This is a genomic window from Brevundimonas sp., from assembly GCF_016742135.1.
GTDB lineage: Bacteria > Pseudomonadota > Alphaproteobacteria > Caulobacterales > Caulobacteraceae > Brevundimonas.
Window position 1 is genome coordinate 268,863 of the sequence record NZ_JACVCG010000002.1, and the last position, 19,440, is coordinate 288,302.

Here is a 19,440-nt window from a genome sequence, read left to right on the forward strand (position 1 = left end):
ACTGGGGGCAGTCCGGCGAAGATCGGCGCTCCCGTCTGACGTTCAGGAGCGCATAAATGGCCCAATCCCCCGTTGCCGGGCTGCACCCGGCCCCGACCCGTCATGCCAAGCTGGTGGCCTGGGTGGAGGAGATCGCCCGGCTGACGAAGCCTGCGCGCGTGCACTGGTGCGACGGCTCGGAGAGCGAGAAGGCGGCGATCGTCGCCGATCTGATCGACAAGGGCACGCTCAGGGCGCTGGACCCGGTCAAGCGTCCGGGCAGCTATTATGCCGCCTCGGACCCGCGCGATGTGGCGCGCGTCGAAAGCCGGACCTTCATCTGTCCCGCGGATCCGAAGGACGCGGGTCCCACGAACAACTGGGCCGAGCCCACCGAGATGCGGGCGCGCCTGAACGGCCTGTTCGACGGCTGCATGGCCGGGCGGACCATGTATGTGGTGCCGTTCTGCATGGGGCCGCTGGGCTCGGAGATCAGCGCGCTGGGCGTCGAGATCACCGACAGCGGCTATGTCGCCGTGTCGATGGGCATCATGACCCGCATGGGCAAGGATGCGCTGGACGCCCTGGGAGACGACGGGACCTTCGTGCCGGCCGTCCATACGCTGGGGGCGCCGCTGACCGAGGGTCAGGCCGATGTGCCCTGGCCCTGCAATGACGACAAATGGATCGTGCACTTCCCCGAGACGCGGGAAATCTGGTCCTATGGCTCGGGCTATGGCGGCAACGCCCTGCTGGGCAAGAAATGCTATGCGCTGCGGATCGCCTCGGTCATGGCCCGCGACGAAGGCTGGCTGGCCGAGCACATGCTGATCCTGAAGCTGACCGATCCGCAGGACCGGGTGAAATATGTGGCCGCAGCCTTCCCGTCCGCGTGCGGGAAGACCAATCTGGCCATGCTGCAGCCGTCGATCCCCGGCTGGAAGGCCGAGACAGTCGGCGACGACATCGCCTGGATGCGGTTCGGGGATGATGGGCGGCTGTATGCGGTGAACCCGGAGGCGGGCTTCTTTGGCGTGGCGCCGGGCACAAGCCGCAACACCAACAAGAATGCGCTGGAGACGCTGGCCACCAACACCATCTTCACCAATGTGGCGCTGACGGCCGACAATGATGTGTGGTGGGAGGGCCTGACGAAGGAGGCCCCTGCCGGTCTGACCAACTGGAAGGGCCAGCCGCACGATCCCGCCTCGGGCGAGCCTGCGGCCCATCCGAATGCCCGCTTTGCCGCCCCGGCCAGCCAGTGCCCGACCATCGCCCCCGAGTGGGAAGACCCCAAGGGCGTGCCGATCGACGCCATCCTGTTCGGTGGGCGCCGCGCGTCGGCCGTGCCGCTGGTGACCGAGGCGTTCGACTGGGAGCACGGGGTGTTCCTGGGCTCGACCGTGGCGTCGGAAGGCACGGCGGCGGCCGAGAACAAGGTCGGCGAGCTGCGCCGCGACCCGTTCGCCATGCTGCCGTTCTGCGGCTACAACATGGGGGACTATTTCGCCCACTGGCTGGCCATGGGCGGAAAGAGCGACCCGGCGAAACTGCCGCGCTTCTACTTCGTCAACTGGTTCCGCAAGGGATCGGACGGCAAGTTCGTCTGGCCGGGCTTTGGCGACAACGCCCGGGTTCTGAAGTGGATCAGCGAGCGGCTGAACGGCGAGGCCGGGGCAGTCGAGACGCCGGTCGGCCGGGTGCCGACGCGCGAGTCGCTGGATCTGGACGGGCTGGACCTGTCGGAGACCGATCTGGCCACCCTGCTGGATGTCGATGTCGAGGTCTGGACCGAGGAGGCCTCGCGCATCCCGGCCTTTTTCGAGACCTTCGAGGATCGCATGCCGAAGGCCCTGTGGGATCAGCTGAAGGCGCTGGAGCAGCGGCTGTCCGAGGCCCGCAGCGCCGCCATGGCCGCCGAATAGGTCACGTCCCCGCTTGATTTCGGGACGCGCCCGGTCGATGCACCGGGCGTGACCTCCTCTTGCGACATTGCCGTGATCGGCGCGGGCGTGCTGGGCCTCAGCGTCGCCGCAGAGGCGCGCGCGCACGGGCGGGAGGTGTGCGTCATCGACCCGGGCGGCGCCAATGCCTCGTCAGTGGCGGCCGGCATGATCGCGCCGGCGATGGAGAGCTTGCTGGACCCCTGGCAGGCCGATCCGGTGGGGCGGGCCGTCGTGCTGCGGCAGGCCCGCGATCTGTGGCCGGACTTTGCCGCCCGCCATGGTGTCGAGCTGATCCGTGACGGGGCGGACTGGATCGGCGACGACGCGGACAGGGTGATGGCCCGGCTGGCGGGGCTGGGCTTTGCCGCGGAGCGGACGGAGACCGGGGCCTTTACCCCGGAGGACTGGCGAGTCGATCCGGTCGCGGCGCTGGGAGCGCTCGGCCGGGGCGTCGAACGGTTGGAGGGCCGGGTCGCCGTGGTGCAGGCGCAAGGGGAGGCGTGGCTGCTCACGCTGGCCGACGGGGCCGGCGTTTCTGCGCGGGCAGTGGTGCTGGCGTGCGGGACGACCTTTCCCGAAATGCCCGAGGCGGTGCGGCGGGCGGTGGATGGGGTCCAGGCGATCGGCGGGCGACTGGCGTATACGCCCCGGCGGCTGGTCGTACGCCCGGCGCGGTTCGTCGGCGGCTATGCGGTGCCGCTGGGCGAGGGCACGGTGATCGGCGCGACCATGGAGGCAGGCGGGCTGCTGGCCGACGCCTCGGCCCTGCAGGACGCGCTTCTGGAGCGGGCGCGACAGGCCCTGGGTCTGACGGAGATCGGCCCGGTGGAATGGCGGATGGGGCTCAGGGGCGCGACCGCCGATGGCCTGCCTCTGACCGGTGAGGTCCTGCCTCGCTTTCACCTGGCCCTGGCCCCGCGTCGCAACGGCTGGCTGATGGCGCCGGAGGTGGCGCGGAAGACGGTCGAGGCCGTTCAGGGATAGCGCCGGTTGGCCTGAGGGCTGCTTCATGATAGGGAACCCGGGACGAGACCAGCCATTAGACATGGGGAGATATGCACATGACCCACGACCAGACTCACGAGATCGACACCGAGGTTCAGGACATGCAATCCTGGACCGCGCCGACGCTGACCCGGCTGGAGATGGAAGACGCCGAGGCAGGGCCCGCCGGCCTGACGGATGCCGGGATCTTTTCCTGACCACCGGACAGGCATCGGATGGATGATCAGGGGCCGCCTGGAATGGGCGGCCCCTTTTTCGTGTCGCTAGCCTTCGGGCAGGGTGAAGCGGATGCCGACGGTGACGCGGGCGCCGCCGACGGCCTGCCCGTCCACGGTGCGCGGGCTCATGCGGAAGTCGCGCGACAGCCGGGTCGCCGCGCGGCCAAAGCCGTAACCGCCGGGGGTTTCGCTTAGCACCTGACAGTCGGTCAGGGTGCCGTTGACGCGCACGGTGCAGCTGAGCGTGGCCGAACCGGTCACGTTCGCCTGTATGGCCCGCTCGGGATAGGCGCGCATCAGGGCCTCGCCCGTGGGTTTGCGCACCCAGTCCGGGTCGGTGATGACGGGGGGCCCCGCCGACACGGCCTCGGTCGGCGTCGTCCCGGTGCCGGCCGGTGTCGGGTTCGGGATCAGCTGGGTCAGGGTGACGGCTGGACCGGTCGCAGGAGTGGGCGTGTCCGGAATGACGACGGTCAGCGACTCGGTCGCCGGAACGGTCAGGGTCGGACGGTGAATCGGAGGGTTCGGGGCCGGCGGTTCGGGCGCGACCTCCAGCAGCGGCGGGGGCCGCTGGTAGAACTCGAGCTTGATCGTCGAGTCGGGCGTGGAGGGTGCACTCACAGGTAGTTCGAAGCGCTGGTGGTAGAGGGCGATACCGAGGCCGACATGGGCAGCCAGCACGATCGCCAGTGCGGTCAGGGTGGTGGGGGTCAGTTTCCGGCGCGGCGTTTCCCCATAGTCGAGGGGGCTGACCAGACCGGGGCCACCGGCGTGAGTCATCATCATGAACGTCTCTCCCTTATGCCGTCCCCACAGCACACCCTGAGGTGAGGGGGCGCTTCCCTTGCGGCAAGTTTAAGGCGCATCTGACCAGCGGCGATCACGGTTCGGGGAGTTAAGATTCAATTAACCATGTCAGCCCAGCCTTCCGCTCATGTCGATCAGTGCGATTCCCTCCCAGGGTGGCGTCGAGGTGGCCATAAGGCGCGCCTCGGCCTCGACGGGCGTGGACTTCGATTTCCTGATGAAGACGGCCCAGCGTGAAAGCGCCATGAATCCATCGGCCCGGGCCCGGACATCCTCGGCGGCGGGGCTGTTTCAGTTCATCGAGCAGACCTGGCTGGCGACGCTCAAGCAACACGGCGGCAAACACGGCTATGGCCAGTACGCGGACCTGATCTACAAGGGGCAGGACGGTCGCTGGCGCGTGGACGGCGCGGCGCGGAACGTGGTGCTGGATCTGCGCTATGATCCCGTCGCGGCCTCGGCCATGGCGGGGGAGCTGACGGCCTCGAACGCGGCCTATCTACGTGGACGGATCGGACGCGAGCCCACGGCCGGCGACCTTTATGCCGCGCACTTTCTGGGACCGGCGGGGGCCGCCCGGCTGATCGACGCGGTGCAGACCAGGCCCGGTGCCAGCGCGGCGGCCCTGTTTCCGGAGGCGGCGTCGGCGAACCGGTCCATCTTTTACCGGGATGGACGTCCAGCCACCGTGGGCGAGGTCTATGCCAATCTGACCAGCAAGGCGGGGCAGGGCATGCCCGCCCTGCCGTCCTCGGCACCGGTGGTCGACCCCCTGTCGCCGAAGGATCGGATGATCGCCGACCAGATGGATCGCATGCGTCAGGACCAGAGTCTGCTGGCGCTGTTGCTGGGTCAGGAAGGCGAGGAGGGCAATGCCGGCTTCCTGCGGGCGTTTGTCGGGACCGCGGACGCCTGAGCCGGCCCGGTTGGTAAACCGTGCATTAAGCCTGTCCACGGCATGCTTCGGGACGGGAATCGGCGCACACCGGTTCGTACAGACAAGCTGAGTCCGACATGACGGCCTATCGCGCCCGCCTTACCGAATTCGACATCCGCCGGCTGATCAAGTCGACCGACGAGGACGAACGTGCGGCGGCGACCCACAAGCTGTGCCGGAATATGGAACGGGTCGAGCTGACACCCGAGGATCGGGCGGCGGCCGAAAAGATCCTGCGCGTGCTGGCTCATGATGCGGCGGAGCTGGTGCGGCGGGCAATGGCCGTGACGCTGAAGTCATCGGATCTGATCCCGCGCGATGTGGCGCGACGGCTGGCGGCGGATGTGGACAGTGTGGCCCTGCCGATCATCGGCTTTTCACCGGCTTTTTCCGACGAGGACCTGATCGAGATCGTCAAGGCGGGATCGACGACCCGGCAGGTGGCCGTGGCCGCCCGGCCGCGCGTTTCGCGGGACGTCTGTCAGGTGCTGGCCGAGACCGGCAGCCGCGAGGCGGTGCGGACGCTGGCCGCCAATGACAATGCCGATCTGGCCGAGGAGGCCATGAATGTCGTCGTCGACCGGTTTGCCGACGCATCCGAGGTGATGACCGCCCTGTCGTACAGGCAGGTGCTGCCGCCGGACATCACCGAACGGCTGGTCGCCCATGTGTCCGAAACGGTGCGCGAGCATCTGATCAGCCGCCATGCGATCGCGCCCGAGGCGGCCATCCGCCTGTCGGCTCATGCGCGCGAGCGGGCCACCCTGGATCTGGTCGATCAGGCCGCCAGCGCGACAGATATGGCGACCTTCGTCGCAAGGCTGAACGGACGTCGGGCGCTGACGCCGTCGCTTTTGCTGCGGGCGCTGGCGCGAGGCCAGCTGACCTTTGTCGAGCATGGGCTGGCCGAGCTGGCGCAGACGCCGCATGCGCGGACCTGGCTGATGGTGCATGACGCGGGGCCGCTGGGGCTGAAAGCCATCTATGACCGGGCGGGTCTGCCACCGCGCCTGTTCCAGGCCTTCCGGTCGGGGATCGACACCTGGCGGGCGCTACAGGCAGAGGGGGCGGATTTCACCGCCGAAACCTTCCGCCAGCGCATGCTGGAACGCTTCCTGACGCAGCGGCCCAATGTGCCGCGCGAGGATCTGGCCTATCTGATGGAGCGGCTGGACCGGGCGCCTCTGCCCGCCGACGCCGACAGGTCCGCAAACGCGGCCTGACCAACTATTGCGTCAGGCCGAATATTCGGCGACGCGGGCTTCCAGGGTTTCGGCCAGGGTCTGGCCGACCGGGTGGTCATCGGTCTGGATCTTGTCACGGACGACGGCGCGGATGGCGTCGATATGGGCATCGACCAGCACCATGGGCGCGGTCATGCGCTTGTCCGGGTTGTCCAGCAGTTTGCACAGCGAGCCGGCGAGGCGGGTCACCAGCGGATACTGGTAGGTGGCGCCCAGCCCCTTGAGGTCGTGCGCCCGGAAATACAGGCCCTCGGCCGTCTCGGGCGTATAACCTTTGGTGCGGATGTCGGCCTGGGCCTTGTCCAGCTTGTCGATCTCATCCTGAAGCCATTGGGCGAACTGGGACGACATCGCCTGCAGGGCTTCCTCGGCCTTGGCGATCGCCTTGGCATCGACGCCGCCGAATCCCCCACCGGCCTTCAGGCGAAGGGTGTTGGGAGGGCGAATGACCTGTGCCGGACCACTCATCGGCTGCTCCTGTCGAAATCAGGAGCGGATCATGCCGCAGGTGATCTTAAGAAGCCGTGACCGTCAGCCGGCGAACTGTTCGGCCAGCACGCGCTCCTCGAAGGAGCGGCCGGGATCGAACATCATGGTAAGCCTGATGTCGCGCCGTTCGCATACGTCGACGCGGCGCACGCGCCGGACCTCGAAACTGTCGGCGGTGGCGCTGACCGGGCGCTTGTCGGCCTCCAGCACCTCGAAGCTGACCTGGGCCTCGTGGGGCAACAGGGCCCCGCGCCAGCGTCGGGGTCGAAAGGCGCTGATCGGGGTCAGGGCCAGGATGCGGGCGTCCAGCGGGATGATGGGGCCGTGGGCCGACAGATTATAGGCCGTGGAGCCTGCCGGGGTCGCGATCAGGCAGCCATCGCAGGTGAGCTCCTCCATGCGCACCCGTCCATCGACGCGGATGCGGAGCTTGGCGCTTTGCCGGGTCTGGCGGAGCAGGGAGACTTCATTGATGGCGAGGCCGCTGTGGGTCGCGCCGCTTTCGCTCCAGGCGTCCATCTGCAGCGGGTGGATGACGGTCCGGTCGGCGGCCGCGAGCCGGGGCAGCAGATCCTCTTCGTCATAGTCGTTCATCAGGAAGCCGACCGACCCGCGGTTCATGCCGTAGACCGGCGTGCCACGCGCCAGATTGACGTGCAGGGTTTCCAGCATGAAGCCGTCACCCCCCAGGGCGACGATGACGTCGGCCTCGGTCTCCGGGACATGGGCATAGCGCTCGCGCAGGCGGGCGAGCGCGGCCTGGGCCTCGGGACGTTCGCTGGCCACGAAGGCCAGCCGGGGAGCGGGAGGAGGTGTCACCGTCACAGGTGAGACCGGGGGTGCCGACTTGTCAAACGCGCAGTGCCGCCTGGAGAGCGCATCATCCGGTCGGCGTGTCTCCGTCGCCGATCAGGGCATGCAGGGCCCGGGCCGCCGACTGCGGAGACAGGCCGCCGCGCAGCCAGACGGCATCGCCGGCCTCGCCCGGAGGTCCGCCGTTCAACTGGCGGATTTCGTAGAGCAGAGGCGGAAACACGGCACGGTCGATGCCGACGGCAGCGCAGGCATAATAGAGCGCTTCCGGTGTTCGGTAGGACAGGCAGGCCCGGACCTGGGCCATGGTAAAGCCGCCCAGCACGACCAGGGCATGCTGGAACAGGCCCAGTTTTTTCTCGCGGATGGCCCGGATGAGATAACCGGGGCGCAACTGGCCCGCCGCCTGCAGTTTGGTGACCAGCCGCCGATCCATCTCGTCGCGGTCGGGGTCGGCGGGGGCCGGCGGGGTCCCCATGCCGAGCGAAGAGAAGGCGGTCTGGACCGCCTCCTCGACGGCATCGTCCAGCCTGAGATCGGTGATGGCGAAACGCTCCTGCACGGACTCGCGCAGGGTCGTGCCGATCCAGCTGTACAGCTGACGCGCCATGGATTCGTCAAGGCGGGGATGGCGGGCAAGGGGCGCCCGCAGGGCCGCCAGACGCCGCGAATGTTCGACCAGTCGCCGCAGCCCCTCGGCGCTGATCTCGGCGGTGGCATTGCCCGCAAGGGCGGTCAGCGGCGCGGGGTGGGCCTGGTCCAGAATGGTGTCCGCGACCCGCGCGCTGAGATGGGGCCGCCGTGCCACCTCGATCTGATGCTCCAGGCTGGCCTTGACCAGAATGGCCAGCAGATCCTCATCCTTGAGGATCGGACTTCTGGCGATGATCGGTCGGGCGATCTCTATGTCGTCGAGGGCCAGGATATTGACGAGCGCCGGCGGGGCCCAGGTGGCGCTGGCCAGCCGCTCGGACAGGGCCTTGCGAATATCGTGCTCGGCCTGACGGGCCAGAACCAGAAAGATGTCGGTCAGGACGGGGGACAGGTTCTGACTGGCGGCCGGATGCTGGTCGCAGAGGGCCATGACCCCCATCAGAAGGCGCTGACGATCCTCGAGCGCCCGACTGCGGGCCAGGGCCAGCAGTTCGGACACAGGGGTGTCGGGGGACTGATAGGGGCTGGTGTCTTTCAGGGCGACTGCCGTCACGTTCGACAACTCCCGACAGGTCAAGCCGACGACCGACTCGATGCAATGTCGAACCGACTATCGGAAAAGGCGGTGAAGACAGGGTTAACCACATCTTGCCGAGCGCTGCCGTATCCCGCCTCCGCTTGACCGCATGGCCATACGGCGCGAGTTTCCCATTGAAACCGAGGAGACTGCCCCATGGCCGACGGAGCCCCTGCATCCCTGAAATCCCGCGTGTCCGAAGCCGAGTGGCAGGCCAGGGTTGATCTGGCCGCCCTGTATCGCCTGGTGGCGCTGCACGGCTGGGACGATATGATCTTCACCCACATCTCGGCGCGGGTGCCGGGACCGGAGCATCATTTCCTGATCAACCCCTATGGCTATTATTTCGAGGAGATCACCGCCTCGTCGCTGGTGAAGGTCGATCTGGACGGCAACATCGTTCAGGAGACCAGCAACTTCATCAATCCGGCCGGGTTCACCATCCATTCGGCGGTGCATGCCGCGCGCGAGGATGCCCATTACGTCATTCACCTGCACACGGTGGCGGGCGTGGGGGTGGCGGCACAGCAGCAGGGCCTGCTGCCGATCAGCCAGAACGCCTGTCTGCTGCAGCATCAGGTCGCCTATCACGGCTATGAGGGTCTGGCGCTGAACCATGACGAGCGCGAACGTCTGGTGGCGGATCTGGGCGACAAGCCGCTGATGCTGCTCCGGAACCACGGCACGCTGGCGGTGGGACAGACGGCGGCGGCGGCCTGGGTCGGGATGTTCTTCCTCGAGCGCGCCTGTGCCCAGCAGATCGCGGCCCTGTCGGCAGGACGCGACCAGGTCCTGATCGCCCCCGATGCGGCGCAGAACGAGACGAAGGAGCAGGGCAAGGGCATCGGCTTCATCTCGTCGCTGGCCTGGCCGGGCGCGCTGCGCATGCTGGACCGGAAGTCGCCGGGCTATGACGTCTGACGATGGTGCGGGGGGCCAGTATCGTCCTGGTCCTTGCCGGTGCGGCAGCGGCCTCTCCGGTCGCGGCCGGTCCCTGGACCCGTGAGCAGGCCACGGCCCAGTTCATCCTCAAATATGAAGTGATGCGCGCCGAGCGCGGCTTTGACCCGGATGGAAACAGCCTGCCGCTGCTCAGGGAACGGCGCGACACCAGCCTCAGTCTTTACGCGGAATACGGCCTGACCGACCGGCTGACCGTGGTGTTCAGGAGCGAATGGCAGACCGGATCGGATGCCTTCGTCGACTATGAGGGGCGGGGGCCGCTGGAGATCGGTCTCAGCTGGCAGATCTATCGCGATACGAAGAATGCCGTGGCCCTGCAGGTGACCTATGCCGACGGGGGCGAGGGGCGGAATGCCGGCTATGCGGCGCCGGGGGAGGGCACGGGCGACTGGGAGGTGCGGCTGTCGGCCGGGCGATCTGTCACGCCGGACCGGCCCCTGCTGGGGATGCAGTCCCTGTTCGTGGACATTCAGGGCGCGCGGCGCTTCCGGCAGGGCCTGGACGACGAGACGCGGCTGGACGTGACGCTGGGCAGCCGGTTCGGCCGGGACTGGATGGTGCTGAGCCAGGTCTATAGCGGCCAGGTCGACAATGGCGGCCCGCGCTGGCTGTCGGCCGAGACGTCGGTGGTGCGCGATCTGGGCGACTGGAGCGTGCAACTGGGCTGGCGGACGGCGCTGGCGGGGCGGGAAACCCCGCAGTCCGAGGGCTGGGTCGTGGGGGTCTGGCGTCGATTCTAACGCTGCGACGGAACACCGCGCCGGAATCTGCAACCTGATGCGTTCCTGATTAGTAATTGCGTCTGCCAACCAGACCGCTATGTGCTGCCCCTATTATTGCAGGGACCTTCCGTCACGTGATCAAGCGCCACTTCCTTCTCATCGCCGCCGGCGTTCTGATCGTGCTGATGGCCGTCGCCGTCATCGTGCGGCTGTCCCTCGCGGATGAGGGCGGCGGGGGCGGGGGCCCCGGCGGCGGTCGGGGGGGCGGAGGCGGCCAGGAGGTGGCCGTGGTCCAGGTCGGGGAACGGGAGTTTTCCGACAGCCTCCAGCTGCTGGGCGTCGCGCGGGGACAGCGGTCAGTCAATATCGCCTCGACCAACACCGAACTGATCACGCGGGTGCTGTTTCGCGACGGCCAGACGGTGAGGGCCGGGCAGCCGCTGGTCGAGCTGCAGGCGCGCGAGCAGGAAGCCGGGATCATCGAGGCCCGTGCCCGCGTCGAACAGGCCCAGCGGGATTATGATCGCACCCGGGAACTGGTGGATCGAGGGATCGCGCCCCGGGTCAATCTGGAACAGGCGGACTCGGCCCTGAAGGCTGCCCAGGCGTCGCTGGAGGCGGCGGAGGCGCGCAGGGGCGAGCGCGTGATCCGTGCGCCGTTCTCGGGCGTGCTGGGCCTGACGACGATCACACCCGGGACCCTCGTCGGGCCGGGCACGGTGATCACCACGCTGGATGACATCAGCACGGTGCGGATCGACTTTCCGTTGCCGGAGCGATTCATCGGGTCGATACGGCCCGGAGCCGCCATCGAAGCCACGACCGACGCCTATCCCGGCGTGGTTTTCGGGGGGCGGGTGGCGCAGGTCGATACCCGGATCGATGAGGTGACGCGGTCTGTTACCGCCCGCGCGGAGCTGCCGAACCCGGATGGGCGCATCCGTCCGGGCATGTCGGTGCGTGTGCGGGTCCAGCAGGGACAACGCCAGAGCGTGGCTGTGCCCGAAGCCGCAGTCCAGTACGAAGGGTCAGGGGCCTTTGTCTATCGGGTGGCCGAGGGCGAGCGGGGCCAGGTGGCCCAGCGTGTCGAGGTCGTGCCCGGTGCCGTCGAGGGCGGATACGTGGAAATCCAGTCGGGGCTGTCCCTCGGTGAAACCGTGATCTCGGAAGGGCTGAATCGCATTCAGGCTGGCGCGCCTGTGCGGGCCCGGTCAGGGGGTCGCGCGCCATGATGCTGTCCGATGTCGCGGTTCGCCGACCCGTCTTCGCCGCCGTGGCGGCCATCGTGCTGTGCGTCATCGGGCTGGCGGCCTTCTTCTTCCTGCCGGTGCGGGAACTGCCTGACGTCGATCCCCCGATCGTCTCGATCGGCACCAGCTATCCGGGCGCGTCCGCAGAGGTCATCGAAAGCCGGATCACCGAGCCGATCGAACAGCAGGTCGCGGGTATTCCGGGCGTCGAGCGGATTTCATCGACCAGCCGGGACGGCCGCTCCAACGTGCGGATCGAGTTCAGCCTGGACCGCGACATCGATGACGCCGCGAACGATGTCAGGGACCGCGTTTCGCGCGTGGTGGGACGCCTGCCGGACCAGGCCCAGCCTCCGGAAGTCGCCAAGGCGGACTCGGATTCCCAGCCGGTGATCATCCTCTTCCTGCGGTCCAGCACCATGAACCGCATGGATCTGACGGATTATGCAGATCGCTACCTGATCGACCGACTGTCCACGGTGCCCGGTGTCGCCCAGGTGCAGATCTATGGCGAGCAGCGCTATGCCATGCGGATCTGGCTGGACCCGGGTGCGATGGCCGCGCGGGGCCTGACGGTGCAGGACGTCGAACAAGCGCTGAGCAGCCAGAATGTCGAGCTGCCGGCCGGCGCGCTGGAGTCGGATGCCAAGAATTACACCGTGCGGGTGGCCCGCAACTATTCCACCGCCGAGGAATTCGCCCAGATGCCGATCGGCACCGGCGGGGCGGCATCGCGGCTCGGGGGCATGCCCGCCAGTCTCGGCGACGCGACCTATGTGACGCGGCTGGGCGATGTCGCCCGGGTCGAGGAGGCCCCGGCCGAGGATCGGCGTCTGTTCCGCGGCAACGGGCTGGATCAGATCGGTCTGGCCATCACGCGGCAGGCCCAGTCGAATGACCTGGCCATCTCCGAGGGCGTCCGGGCCATGATGGAGACCGTCAGGCCCAGCCTGCCCGAGGGGGTTGAGCTGGAACTGGGTTCCGACAATTCGGTGTTCACCAAGCATGCCATTGATGAGGTGTGGATCACCATCGGCATCGCGCTGGCCCTGGTGGCTTTCGTCAACTTCGCGTTCCTCGGAAGCCTGCGGGCGGCCATCATCCCCTCGATCGTGGCCCCGATCTGCCTGCTGTCGACCTTCATCGTGCTGGCACCGCTGGGCTTTTCGCTGAACCTGCTGACGCTGCTGGCGCTGGTGCTGGCCATCGGTCTGGTGGTCGACGACGCCATCGTGGTGACCGAGAACATCCAGCGGCGTCTGGATCACGGCGAGCCGCCGCTGGTGGCCGCCGAGCGTGGTGCGCGGCAGGTGTTCTTTGCCGTCGTCGCCACGACCATCGTGCTGCTGTCAGTGTTCGCTCCCTTGTTGTTCCTGCCGGGCTATGTGGGGAGGCTATTCGTCGAGCTGGCGGCTGCGATCGCGGCGGCAGTGGGCTTCTCGGCCTTCCTCGCCCTGTCGCTGTCGCCGATGATGGCGTCGAAGATCCTGCGTCCGGCCTCCGGCTCGGGGTGGCTGGCCCGCAAGGTCGACGCCGGTATGGAGCGTATGAAGAGCTCTTACCGGAACTCGCTCGCCATGCTGCTGGGCCGGCGGATCGCCGTCGTCGGCATGGTCGGGATGATCGCCCTGGTCGGGGCGGGCGGTGTCGCCATGTTCCTGAGCCTGCCGAATGAATTGGTGCCCGAGGAAGACCGGGGACGGGTCGTGGGCCGCGTGCAGGGCCCGGAAGGCGCCGGGTTCGAATATACGCGCGCCATCATGCTGGGGCTGGAGCCCATCCTGGCCGAGTACAAGGCCTCGGGCGAGGTCGAGAGCTATCTGATCTCGGCTCCAGGCTTCGGTGGCGGCAGCTTTAACTCCGGCAATGCCGTGCTCAATCTGGTCGACTGGTCAGAGCGGGACCGGTCCGCGGCGGAGATCGCCCGGGAGATCAACGGCAAGCTCCGCGGCCAGACGGCCGCGCAGGTGAACGTCAGCGTGCCGGGCGGCTTCCAGCGCGGTGGCGGAAACTCGAACAGCATATCGATGCTGGTGACCGGTTCGAACTATGACGAGATGTACCGCTGGCTTCAGCCCGTCCTGGCGGCGGCCCAGGAATACCCCGGCTTTTCGCGGCCCCGGATCGACTATGAGCCGAACGCCCCGCGCCTGCTGGTGGATGTGAACCCGCAGACGGCGGCCAGCCTTGGCGTATCGTCCCAGCAGATCGGACGGACGCTGGAGACCATGTTCGGATCGCGCCGGGCGACGACCTATATCAAGGGCGGGCAGGAATATGATGTCATCCTGCAGACCGAGCGGGGCAACCGCAGCACCGTCAGCGACCTTGAATCGCTGTATGTCTCGACCGGGTCGGGCGCGCTGGTGCCGCTGTCGGCGGTGGTCACCACCCAGACCTCGGGGGATACGCCGGACCGACGCCGCCAGGACCGGCAACGGGCGATCAGCCTCCAGGCCGATCTGACCGGGGGGACCACCCTGGCCGAGGCCATGGCCTTCCTGCAGGCCCGGGCGGACGAACAGCCCCAGGGCGTGGTGAATGTGCAGTGGGATGGCGCGGCCCGCGACCAGCGGCAGGCCGGCAATGCGGTGGCCTGGGCCTTTGGTCTGGCGCTGGTGCTGGTCTTCCTCGTACTGGCGGCCCAGTTCGAAAGCTGGATCACGCCTGCGGTCATCATGCTGACGGTGCCGCTGGCGGCGGCGGGCGGATTGTTCGGTCTGGTGATGGCGGGGTCGAGTCTCAACATCTATTCGCAGATCGGCCTGATCATCCTGATCGGGGTGGCGGCGAAGAACGGCATCCTGATCGTGGAGTTCGCCAACCAGCTGCGGGATCAGGGACGGACGGTGCGCGAGGCCATCATCGAGTCGTCGACCCTGCGCCTGCGCCCGATCATCATGACCTCGATCGCCACGGCCTTCGGTGCCCTGCCGCTGGTGCTGTGGCAGGGCGCGGGGGCGGGCAGCCGCCAGACCATCGGCGTGGTGATCTTTGCCGGGGCGATGTTCGCGACCCTGCTGACCCTGTTCGTGGTGCCGGTGATCTATGGGGTGCTGGCGCGCTTCACCCGCTCGCCGGAGTATACGGCCCGCCTGATCGAGGAATGGGAAGCGCAGGAAGTCGCGGCCAATGACCCCCTGCCCAAGGCCGCTGAATAGCGGGCTAGCGGGGCGAGGTCTCGATCTTGAGCCAGGCGATCAGGTCGCGACGGTCCTGATCGCCGGGCATGCCCGCGAAGTTCATCTTGTTGCCCGGCAGGAAGGTGCGGGGATTGGCCAGCCACTGGTCCAGCTGTTCTCCGTCCCAGGTGAAGTCGGCGGCCTGCAGGGCCTTTGAGTAGTTGTAGCCCTCATGCTGCCCGGCCGGGCGACCGAACACGCCCCACAGATTGGGGCCCGTCATATTGGGACCGCCTTCGGTGACCGTGTGACAGGCGCGGCAGCGGGCGAAGGCGCGCCGGCCGTTTTCGTAATCCGCCTCATTATAGGGTGCCGGCAGGGCTGCGAGCGCCAGGCTGATCTGCTCGGCGGTCAGGGGCTCGGGCGGCGGTGCCTTCGGCATCGGCGTGCCCGACGAGTCGCCGCAAGCGACGACGGCCAGGGCGGCGCAGGTGAGACCCGCGAAGCGAAGGGACGGGGAGGGTTTCATGGGCAGCTCCGTGTTCGGTCCGGCATAGGTCGGGCGGCGGAAATCGACAAGCGGACTGGACGACGCGGGGCAGCACCTGATAATCACTGTCAACTGGAAGGCGCGCCGAACGCGGACGGTTGCAGCCCGACAATTTCCGCCCGACCCGCGACGGCAGTACGAATTTTCATGACCGATATCATCAAGCTGAGCCGGGCCCGCCGGGGTCAGGGGGGTCGGATTCACGCGGTCGAGGCCCTTGAGGACAACCCGGCCGATGCGCTGGAGCTGGAACGGCGTCTGCTGGAGTTCGGTCTGGTCGAAGGGGCGCGGGTGGGCGTGCTTCACGAAGGGCCGGTGGGGCGCGACCCGGTCGTGCTGGACGTCGAGGGCATGCGGATCGCGCTGCGGCGGCACGAGGTGCGGGGCCTGAGCCTGCAACTGGACGAGGCGGACGCCGGAGCATGAGCGCGTCGATGACGACTGTGGCCCTGGTCGGCAATCCGAACAGCGGCAAGACCGCCCTGTTCAACGCCCTGACGGGCAGTCGGCAGAAGGTCGCCAACTATGCCGGAGTGACGGTCGAGCGGAAGGCCGGAGCGATCAAGGCCCCCGACGGCACGCCGATGACGGTGCTGGACCTGCCGGGGACCTATTCGCTGCGGGCCCGCAGTCCGGATGAGGTGATCACGCGCGATGTGGTGCTGGGCCAGCGGCCCGAGGATGTGCCGGATGTGCTGGTGGTGGTCGCCGATGCCACGAATCTGCGGCTGGTGCTGCGGCTGGCGCTGGAGATCAGGGCGGTCGGTCTGCCGGCGGTTATGGCGCTGAACATGTATGACATCGCCGAGCGTCAGGGCCTCCGGATCGATCTGGAGGGGCTGTCGAAAGCCATCGGCATGCCGGTCGTAACCACGGTGGCGACGCGAAAGCGGGGGCTGGACGATCTGCTGGTCGCAGTGCAAGGGGTGCTGGCCTCCACGACCGCCCGGGCCTCCACCTGGCACGAGCCGGACGCGGGAGAGATCCGGCAGGCGCACCGCGAGGCCGGTCGCATCCTCTCCGCCCATGTGCGACCACCCGAACGGCCCGACACCCTGACCGGCAAGATCGACGGGGTGTTGCTGCATCCGGTCGCGGGGCTGCTGATCCTGTTGGCCCTGCTGTTCGTCATGTTCCAGGCGGTGTTCAGCTGGGCGGCACCCGGGATGGACGCCATCGAGATGGCACTCGGCGCGCTGGGAGGCTGGATGGCGGGGATCCTGCCCGACGGCCTGCTGCAGAGCCTGATCGTCGACGGCCTGATCGCCGGGGTCGGCAGCGTGCTGGTGTTCCTGCCCCAGATTCTGGTGCTGTTCCTGTTCATCCTGCTGCTGGAAGACTTTGGCTATATGGCGCGAGCTGCCTTTCTGATGGACCGGATCATGGGAGGCGCCGGCCTGCACGGGCGGGCCTTCATCCCACTGCTGTCCAGCTTTGCCTGCGCCATTCCGGGGGTCATGTCGGCGCGGGTGATCGACTCGAAGCGGGACCGGCTGACGACCATCATGGTGGCGCCGCTGATGACCTGTTCGGCGCGCATTCCCGTCTACACCCTGATCATCGCCGCCTTCATCCCGCGCGAGACGATCTGGGGCTGGGTCGAGCTGCAGGGGCTGGTGATGTTCGGCCTGTACGCGGCGGGGATCATCAGCGCGCTGGTGGTGTCGTTCATTATCCGCAAGATCTTCTGGAGGGGCGCGTTCGAGCCCTTCATGATGGAGCTGCCGGCCTACAAGATGCCGGACCCGGGCAGTGTCGCCCTGAACCTGTGGCAGCGGGCGCGGATCTTCCTCGAACGGGCCGGGCGGATCATCCTGCCGCTGATGGTGGTGGTGTGGGCGCTGTCGACCTTTCCCGGACCGCCGCCGGGCGCGACGGGTGCCGCGATCGACTACAGTTTCGCCGGGATGATCGGCCGGACGCTGGAGCCGATCTTCGCCCCGATCGGCTTCAACTGGCAGATGGTCGTGGCGCTGGTGCCGGGCATGGCCGCGCGCGAGGTGGCGGTGGCGGCGCTGGGCACCGTCTATGCCGTGGCCGATGCCGAGAGCGCGGTCGGCACCCTGGCGGGGGTGCTTTCGGTGCAGTGGTCGCTGGCGACAGGTCTGGCCTTCCTCGCCTGGTATGTGTTTGCACCGCAGTGCGTGGCGACCCTGGGCGTGGTCAAGCGCGAGACCAATTCATGGAAATGGATGTGGGTCATGGTGGTCTATATGTTCGCCCTGGCCTATCTCGCGGCCCTTGTGGTCTATCGGCTGGCGGTGGCGTTCGGCCTCGGCTGAGATGGAGCGGACATGCTGGTTGCGGTCGGGATCGGAGCAGGGGGCCTGGTCGTCGGTCTGGTGGTGTCCCGGCTGAGCCTGTGGCTGGCGAGGCTGGACGGTGAGGCAGCGCGGTCGGCATCTTTGAAGCGGGAAGGGGCGATCAGCCTGATGGCCGGGGGCCTCGGGGTCTGGGCCGCGCTGGCCTCCCCGACCCTGATGATTGCCACTGTCAGCGCGCTGCTGGCCTGGCAGCTATTGATGCTGGCCATTGTTGACGGCGAGAATTTCTGGCTGCCGGATGTGCTGACCTGGCCCTTGGTCGTGACAGGGCTGGTGGCCGCCTGGTGGCTGGAGCCGGACACTCTGACGGCGCGCGCCATCGGGGCAGTGGCAGGGTTCGGCCTGCTGTGGGGGCTGGGCTGGCTGTACCGGAAGCTGCGAGGTCGGGAGGGGCTGGGCGGCGGCGATCCGTTCCTGATGGCCGGGGCCGGGGCCTGGGTGGGCTGGATGGGCCTGGCCAGTGTCATGCTGTGGGCGGGGATCGCCGGGCTCAGTCTGGTGGTCGCGCGACGGGTGACGGGCAAGGCCGTCAGCGGTCAGGACGCCCTGCCGTTCGGTGTGTTTCTGGCGATCGGCATCTGGTTGACGTGGCTGTATGGCCCGCTGGGGCTGGCGATCAGCGCCCGGTGATCAGGCGGACGAGGATGTGCGCGGTGGTCTCGATGATGGCGCTGTCGCTGTCGGCGCGCTTCAGCAGATTGAAACTGGCGGCGGCGGACTCGGCGATATTGGCGACCTCATAGGAGGCCAGCCGGGGGTCATAGCCCGGGGGGTGGAGACCTGCGTTGGCCGCCTGGGCGATGCGGCGTTCCAGCGCCAGATGCAGCCGGCGCAGGCGTCCGATGCGGGCTTCCACGAAGGCCGGATCGCCCCGATCCGCCATCATCTGCTCGACCCGGATAATGGCACCATGCCGATACCAGAGGGCCAGCATATCGGTGATGAGGGCGCGGGCGTGGCCCAGACCCTGGCCGCCGGACCAGTCAGCCTCGACATGATGGGCCAGCCCCTGCCAGTCGCTGGCGACCTCGTCGCACAGGGCCAGCAGGGCTTCGTCGAGGGTGTCGAAATAGGTATAGAAGGTCGGGGCCGACATGCCCGCCGACTGGGCGACGTCGGCGATGCGGATCTCGCCCAGATGCCGGGTGGCCAACAGGTCCCGGAGCGCCGTCAGAAGGGCCGAACGGGTGCGCCTGCCGCGCGTGCCGATCCTGTGTCCCAGCTTGTTGACGGCGTCGGCCATAAAACCCCGGGGGAGGGGACGGGAAGTGGTGCCGGTTGCAGGAATCGAACCCGCGACCTTCGGTTTACAAAACCGCTGCTCTACCAGCTGAGCTAAACCGGCGCCGGGCGGTTATGCGCAGGCCGCGCCCCCGGTGCAAGGGGCGTTTCTTGTCAGACGGGTTCAAGTTCGGCCGCCACCTTGTCCGCGAGGGCGCGCAGCCGGTCGCTGTCGGCCATGGGGGCGTGGCCGTGGCCCTTCATCGGGCGATCCGACCAGCGCGGGATGATGTGGAAATGGAGATGGAAGACGGTCTGGCCGCCCGCTTCGCCATTGAATTGCATGATGCTGATCCCCTCGGGCTTGAGGGCCATTTCCGCCGCGCGGGCGGTGCGGTGCACGGCGCGCATGATGTGGTTCAGGGTGTCGGGGTCGACCTCGAGCAGGTTGCGGGCCCGGGAGGTTTTCGAGATCACCAGCATATGGCCTTCGGACTGGGGGAAGACGTCCATGAAGACGCGCACGTGATCGTCTTCCCAGACCGTCACCGAGGGGATCTCGCCACGCAGGATGCGGGCAAAGATGTTGTCCGTGTCGTAGGGGCCATGCAGGCTCATG

The 19,440-nt window shown here is 67.9% G+C and carries 19 protein-coding genes and 1 tRNA gene; 12 read left to right on the forward strand and 8 right to left on the reverse strand.

Annotated features, from left to right (window positions below; all coding sequences use genetic code 11):
- Positions 1 to 56 precede the first annotated feature (56 nt).
- From IBJ06_RS04880 to IBJ06_RS04890, 3 genes are all read left to right on the forward strand, one after another.
- A complete protein-coding gene (locus IBJ06_RS04880) occupies positions 57 to 1,904 on the forward strand; it encodes a phosphoenolpyruvate carboxykinase (GTP) (protein WP_292157788.1) in 1,848 nt (615 codons plus the stop codon).
- Between the two features lie 48 nt (positions 1,905 to 1,952).
- The gene (locus IBJ06_RS04885; protein WP_292157790.1) at positions 1,953 to 2,909 is read left to right on the forward strand and encodes an FAD-dependent oxidoreductase; all 957 of its coding nucleotides are present in this window, start codon (positions 1,953 to 1,955) and stop codon (positions 2,907 to 2,909) included.
- A gap of 77 nt (positions 2,910 to 2,986) precedes the next feature.
- A complete protein-coding gene (locus IBJ06_RS04890) occupies positions 2,987 to 3,127 on the forward strand; it encodes a hypothetical protein (protein WP_292157792.1) in 141 nt (46 codons plus the stop codon).
- Positions 3,128 to 3,193: 66 nt separating this feature from the next.
- Here the strand turns inward: IBJ06_RS04890 and IBJ06_RS04895 are convergent, their stop codons facing one another.
- Positions 3,194 to 3,934, reverse strand: coding sequence for an energy transducer TonB (locus tag IBJ06_RS04895; RefSeq protein ID WP_292157794.1), 741 nt, complete (start codon positions 3,932 to 3,934; stop codon positions 3,194 to 3,196).
- 148 nt (positions 3,935 to 4,082) lie between these two features.
- On the opposite strand from IBJ06_RS04895, the gene IBJ06_RS04900 reads away from it, so the two are divergent.
- A complete protein-coding gene (locus tag IBJ06_RS04900) occupies positions 4,083 to 4,871 on the forward strand; it encodes a transglycosylase SLT domain-containing protein (RefSeq protein ID WP_292157796.1) in 789 nt (262 codons plus the stop codon).
- 98 nt (positions 4,872 to 4,969) lie between these two features.
- Positions 4,970 to 6,115, forward strand: coding sequence for a DUF2336 domain-containing protein (locus tag IBJ06_RS04905; RefSeq protein ID WP_292157798.1), 1,146 nt, complete (start codon positions 4,970 to 4,972; stop codon positions 6,113 to 6,115).
- A gap of 12 nt (positions 6,116 to 6,127) precedes the next feature.
- On the opposite strand, the gene IBJ06_RS04910 is transcribed toward IBJ06_RS04905, so the two are convergent.
- The 3 genes from IBJ06_RS04910 to IBJ06_RS04920 form a co-directional block, all read right to left on the reverse strand.
- Positions 6,128 to 6,604 (reverse strand): Hpt domain-containing protein, encoded by a 477-nt coding sequence (locus tag IBJ06_RS04910; protein ID WP_292157800.1) that lies wholly within the window; start codon positions 6,602 to 6,604, stop codon positions 6,128 to 6,130.
- Positions 6,605 to 6,667: 63 nt separating this feature from the next.
- Positions 6,668 to 7,450: an NAD kinase gene (locus IBJ06_RS04915; RefSeq protein ID WP_292157802.1), complete on the reverse strand. Its 783-nt coding sequence runs from the start codon at positions 7,448 to 7,450 to the stop codon at positions 6,668 to 6,670.
- Positions 7,451 to 7,505: 55 nt separating this feature from the next.
- Positions 7,506 to 8,645: a DUF2336 domain-containing protein gene (locus IBJ06_RS04920; protein WP_292157804.1), complete on the reverse strand. Its 1,140-nt coding sequence runs from the start codon at positions 8,643 to 8,645 to the stop codon at positions 7,506 to 7,508.
- 180 nt (positions 8,646 to 8,825) lie between these two features.
- Here IBJ06_RS04920 and IBJ06_RS04925 point away from each other — a divergent pair, with 180 nt between their 5' ends.
- The 4 genes from IBJ06_RS04925 to IBJ06_RS04940 all read left to right on the forward strand — a co-directional run bounded on the left by IBJ06_RS04925 (position 8,826) and on the right by IBJ06_RS04940 (position 14,765).
- Entirely contained in the window at positions 8,826 to 9,590 is a 765-nt protein-coding gene (locus IBJ06_RS04925) for a class II aldolase/adducin family protein (RefSeq protein WP_292157806.1), read from the forward strand.
- Positions 9,591 to 9,592: 2 nt separating this feature from the next.
- Positions 9,593 to 10,372 carry a hypothetical protein gene (locus tag IBJ06_RS04930; RefSeq protein ID WP_292157808.1) on the forward strand — a complete coding sequence of 260 codons (780 nt, stop codon included), beginning with the start codon at positions 9,593 to 9,595 and terminating at the stop codon, positions 10,370 to 10,372.
- Positions 10,373 to 10,488: 116 nt separating this feature from the next.
- The gene (locus tag IBJ06_RS04935) at positions 10,489 to 11,586 is read left to right on the forward strand and encodes an efflux RND transporter periplasmic adaptor subunit (protein ID WP_292157810.1); all 1,098 of its coding nucleotides are present in this window, start codon (positions 10,489 to 10,491) and stop codon (positions 11,584 to 11,586) included.
- Positions 11,586 to 14,765 (forward strand): efflux RND transporter permease subunit, encoded by a 3,180-nt coding sequence (locus IBJ06_RS04940; protein ID WP_292158514.1) that lies wholly within the window; start codon positions 11,586 to 11,588, stop codon positions 14,763 to 14,765. The genes IBJ06_RS04935 and IBJ06_RS04940 overlap by 1 nt, the downstream gene beginning before the upstream one ends.
- 4 nt (positions 14,766 to 14,769) lie before the next feature.
- Here IBJ06_RS04940 and IBJ06_RS04945 read toward each other — a convergent pair whose 3' ends face one another.
- Positions 14,770 to 15,168 carry a cytochrome c family protein gene (locus IBJ06_RS04945; RefSeq protein ID WP_292158516.1) on the reverse strand — a complete coding sequence of 133 codons (399 nt, stop codon included), beginning with the start codon at positions 15,166 to 15,168 and terminating at the stop codon, positions 14,770 to 14,772.
- A gap of 255 nt (positions 15,169 to 15,423) precedes the next feature.
- On the opposite strand from IBJ06_RS04945, the gene IBJ06_RS04950 reads away from it, so the two are divergent.
- From IBJ06_RS04950 to IBJ06_RS04960, 3 genes are read left to right on the forward strand one after another with little or no spacing between them, the layout of a single operon-like run.
- Positions 15,424 to 15,702 (forward strand): FeoA family protein, encoded by a 279-nt coding sequence (locus IBJ06_RS04950; protein ID WP_292157812.1) that lies wholly within the window; start codon positions 15,424 to 15,426, stop codon positions 15,700 to 15,702.
- Between the two features lie 8 nt (positions 15,703 to 15,710).
- A complete protein-coding gene (locus IBJ06_RS04955; RefSeq protein ID WP_292157814.1) occupies positions 15,711 to 17,558 on the forward strand; it encodes a ferrous iron transporter B in 1,848 nt (615 codons plus the stop codon).
- Between the two features lie 12 nt (positions 17,559 to 17,570).
- Positions 17,571 to 18,230 carry an A24 family peptidase gene (locus tag IBJ06_RS04960; protein WP_292157816.1) on the forward strand — a complete coding sequence of 220 codons (660 nt, stop codon included), beginning with the start codon at positions 17,571 to 17,573 and terminating at the stop codon, positions 18,228 to 18,230.
- On the opposite strand, the gene IBJ06_RS04965 is transcribed toward IBJ06_RS04960, so the two are convergent.
- The 3 genes from IBJ06_RS04965 to IBJ06_RS04975 form a co-directional block, all read right to left on the reverse strand.
- Positions 18,217 to 18,843 (reverse strand): TetR family transcriptional regulator, encoded by a 627-nt coding sequence (locus IBJ06_RS04965; protein WP_292157818.1) that lies wholly within the window; start codon positions 18,841 to 18,843, stop codon positions 18,217 to 18,219. The two genes, IBJ06_RS04960 and IBJ06_RS04965, sit on opposite strands and share 14 nt — an antisense overlap.
- Positions 18,844 to 18,869: 26 nt before the next feature.
- Positions 18,870 to 18,945 (reverse strand) — tRNA-Thr (locus IBJ06_RS04970).
- A 50-nt stretch (positions 18,946 to 18,995) separates the two neighbouring features.
- Positions 18,996 to 19,439, reverse strand: a complete 444-nt coding sequence (locus tag IBJ06_RS04975; RefSeq protein WP_292157820.1) for an HIT family protein — start codon at positions 19,437 to 19,439, stop codon at positions 18,996 to 18,998.
- Between the last annotated feature and the right edge of the window lies 1 nt (position 19,440).

Bases quoted from the DNA above. Each gene is read 5' to 3' on its own strand.
- IBJ06_RS04895 (WP_292157794.1), bottom strand. From the start codon at position 3,934: ATGATGATGACTCACGCCGGTGGCCCCGGTCTGGTCAGCCCCCTCGAC.
- IBJ06_RS04905 (WP_292157798.1), top strand. From the start codon at position 4,970: ATGACGGCCTATCGCGCCCGCCTTACCGAATTCGACATCCGCCGGCTG.
- IBJ06_RS04950 (WP_292157812.1), top strand. From the start codon at position 15,424: ATGACCGATATCATCAAGCTGAGCCGGGCCCGCCGGGGTCAGGGGGGT.
- IBJ06_RS04945 (WP_292158516.1), bottom strand. From the start codon at position 15,168: ATGCCGAAGGCACCGCCGCCCGAGCCCCTGACCGCCGAGCAGATCAGC.
- IBJ06_RS04960 (WP_292157816.1), top strand. From the start codon at position 17,571: ATGCTGGTTGCGGTCGGGATCGGAGCAGGGGGCCTGGTCGTCGGTCTG.
- IBJ06_RS04940 (WP_292158514.1), top strand. From the start codon at position 11,586: ATGCTGTCCGATGTCGCGGTTCGCCGACCCGTCTTCGCCGCCGTGGCG.
- IBJ06_RS04955 (WP_292157814.1), top strand. From the start codon at position 15,711: ATGACGACTGTGGCCCTGGTCGGCAATCCGAACAGCGGCAAGACCGCC.
- IBJ06_RS04900 (WP_292157796.1), top strand. From the start codon at position 4,083: ATGTCGATCAGTGCGATTCCCTCCCAGGGTGGCGTCGAGGTGGCCATA.
- IBJ06_RS04880 (WP_292157788.1), top strand. From the start codon at position 57: ATGGCCCAATCCCCCGTTGCCGGGCTGCACCCGGCCCCGACCCGTCAT.
- IBJ06_RS04975 (WP_292157820.1), bottom strand. From the start codon at position 19,439: ATGAGCCTGCATGGCCCCTACGACACGGACAACATCTTTGCCCGCATC.
- IBJ06_RS04890 (WP_292157792.1), top strand. From the start codon at position 2,987: ATGACCCACGACCAGACTCACGAGATCGACACCGAGGTTCAGGACATG.
- IBJ06_RS04930 (WP_292157808.1), top strand. From the start codon at position 9,593: ATGGTGCGGGGGGCCAGTATCGTCCTGGTCCTTGCCGGTGCGGCAGCG.
- IBJ06_RS04965 (WP_292157818.1), bottom strand. From the start codon at position 18,843: ATGGCCGACGCCGTCAACAAGCTGGGACACAGGATCGGCACGCGCGGC.
- IBJ06_RS04925 (WP_292157806.1), top strand. From the start codon at position 8,826: ATGGCCGACGGAGCCCCTGCATCCCTGAAATCCCGCGTGTCCGAAGCC.
- IBJ06_RS04910 (WP_292157800.1), bottom strand. From the start codon at position 6,604: ATGAGTGGTCCGGCACAGGTCATTCGCCCTCCCAACACCCTTCGCCTG.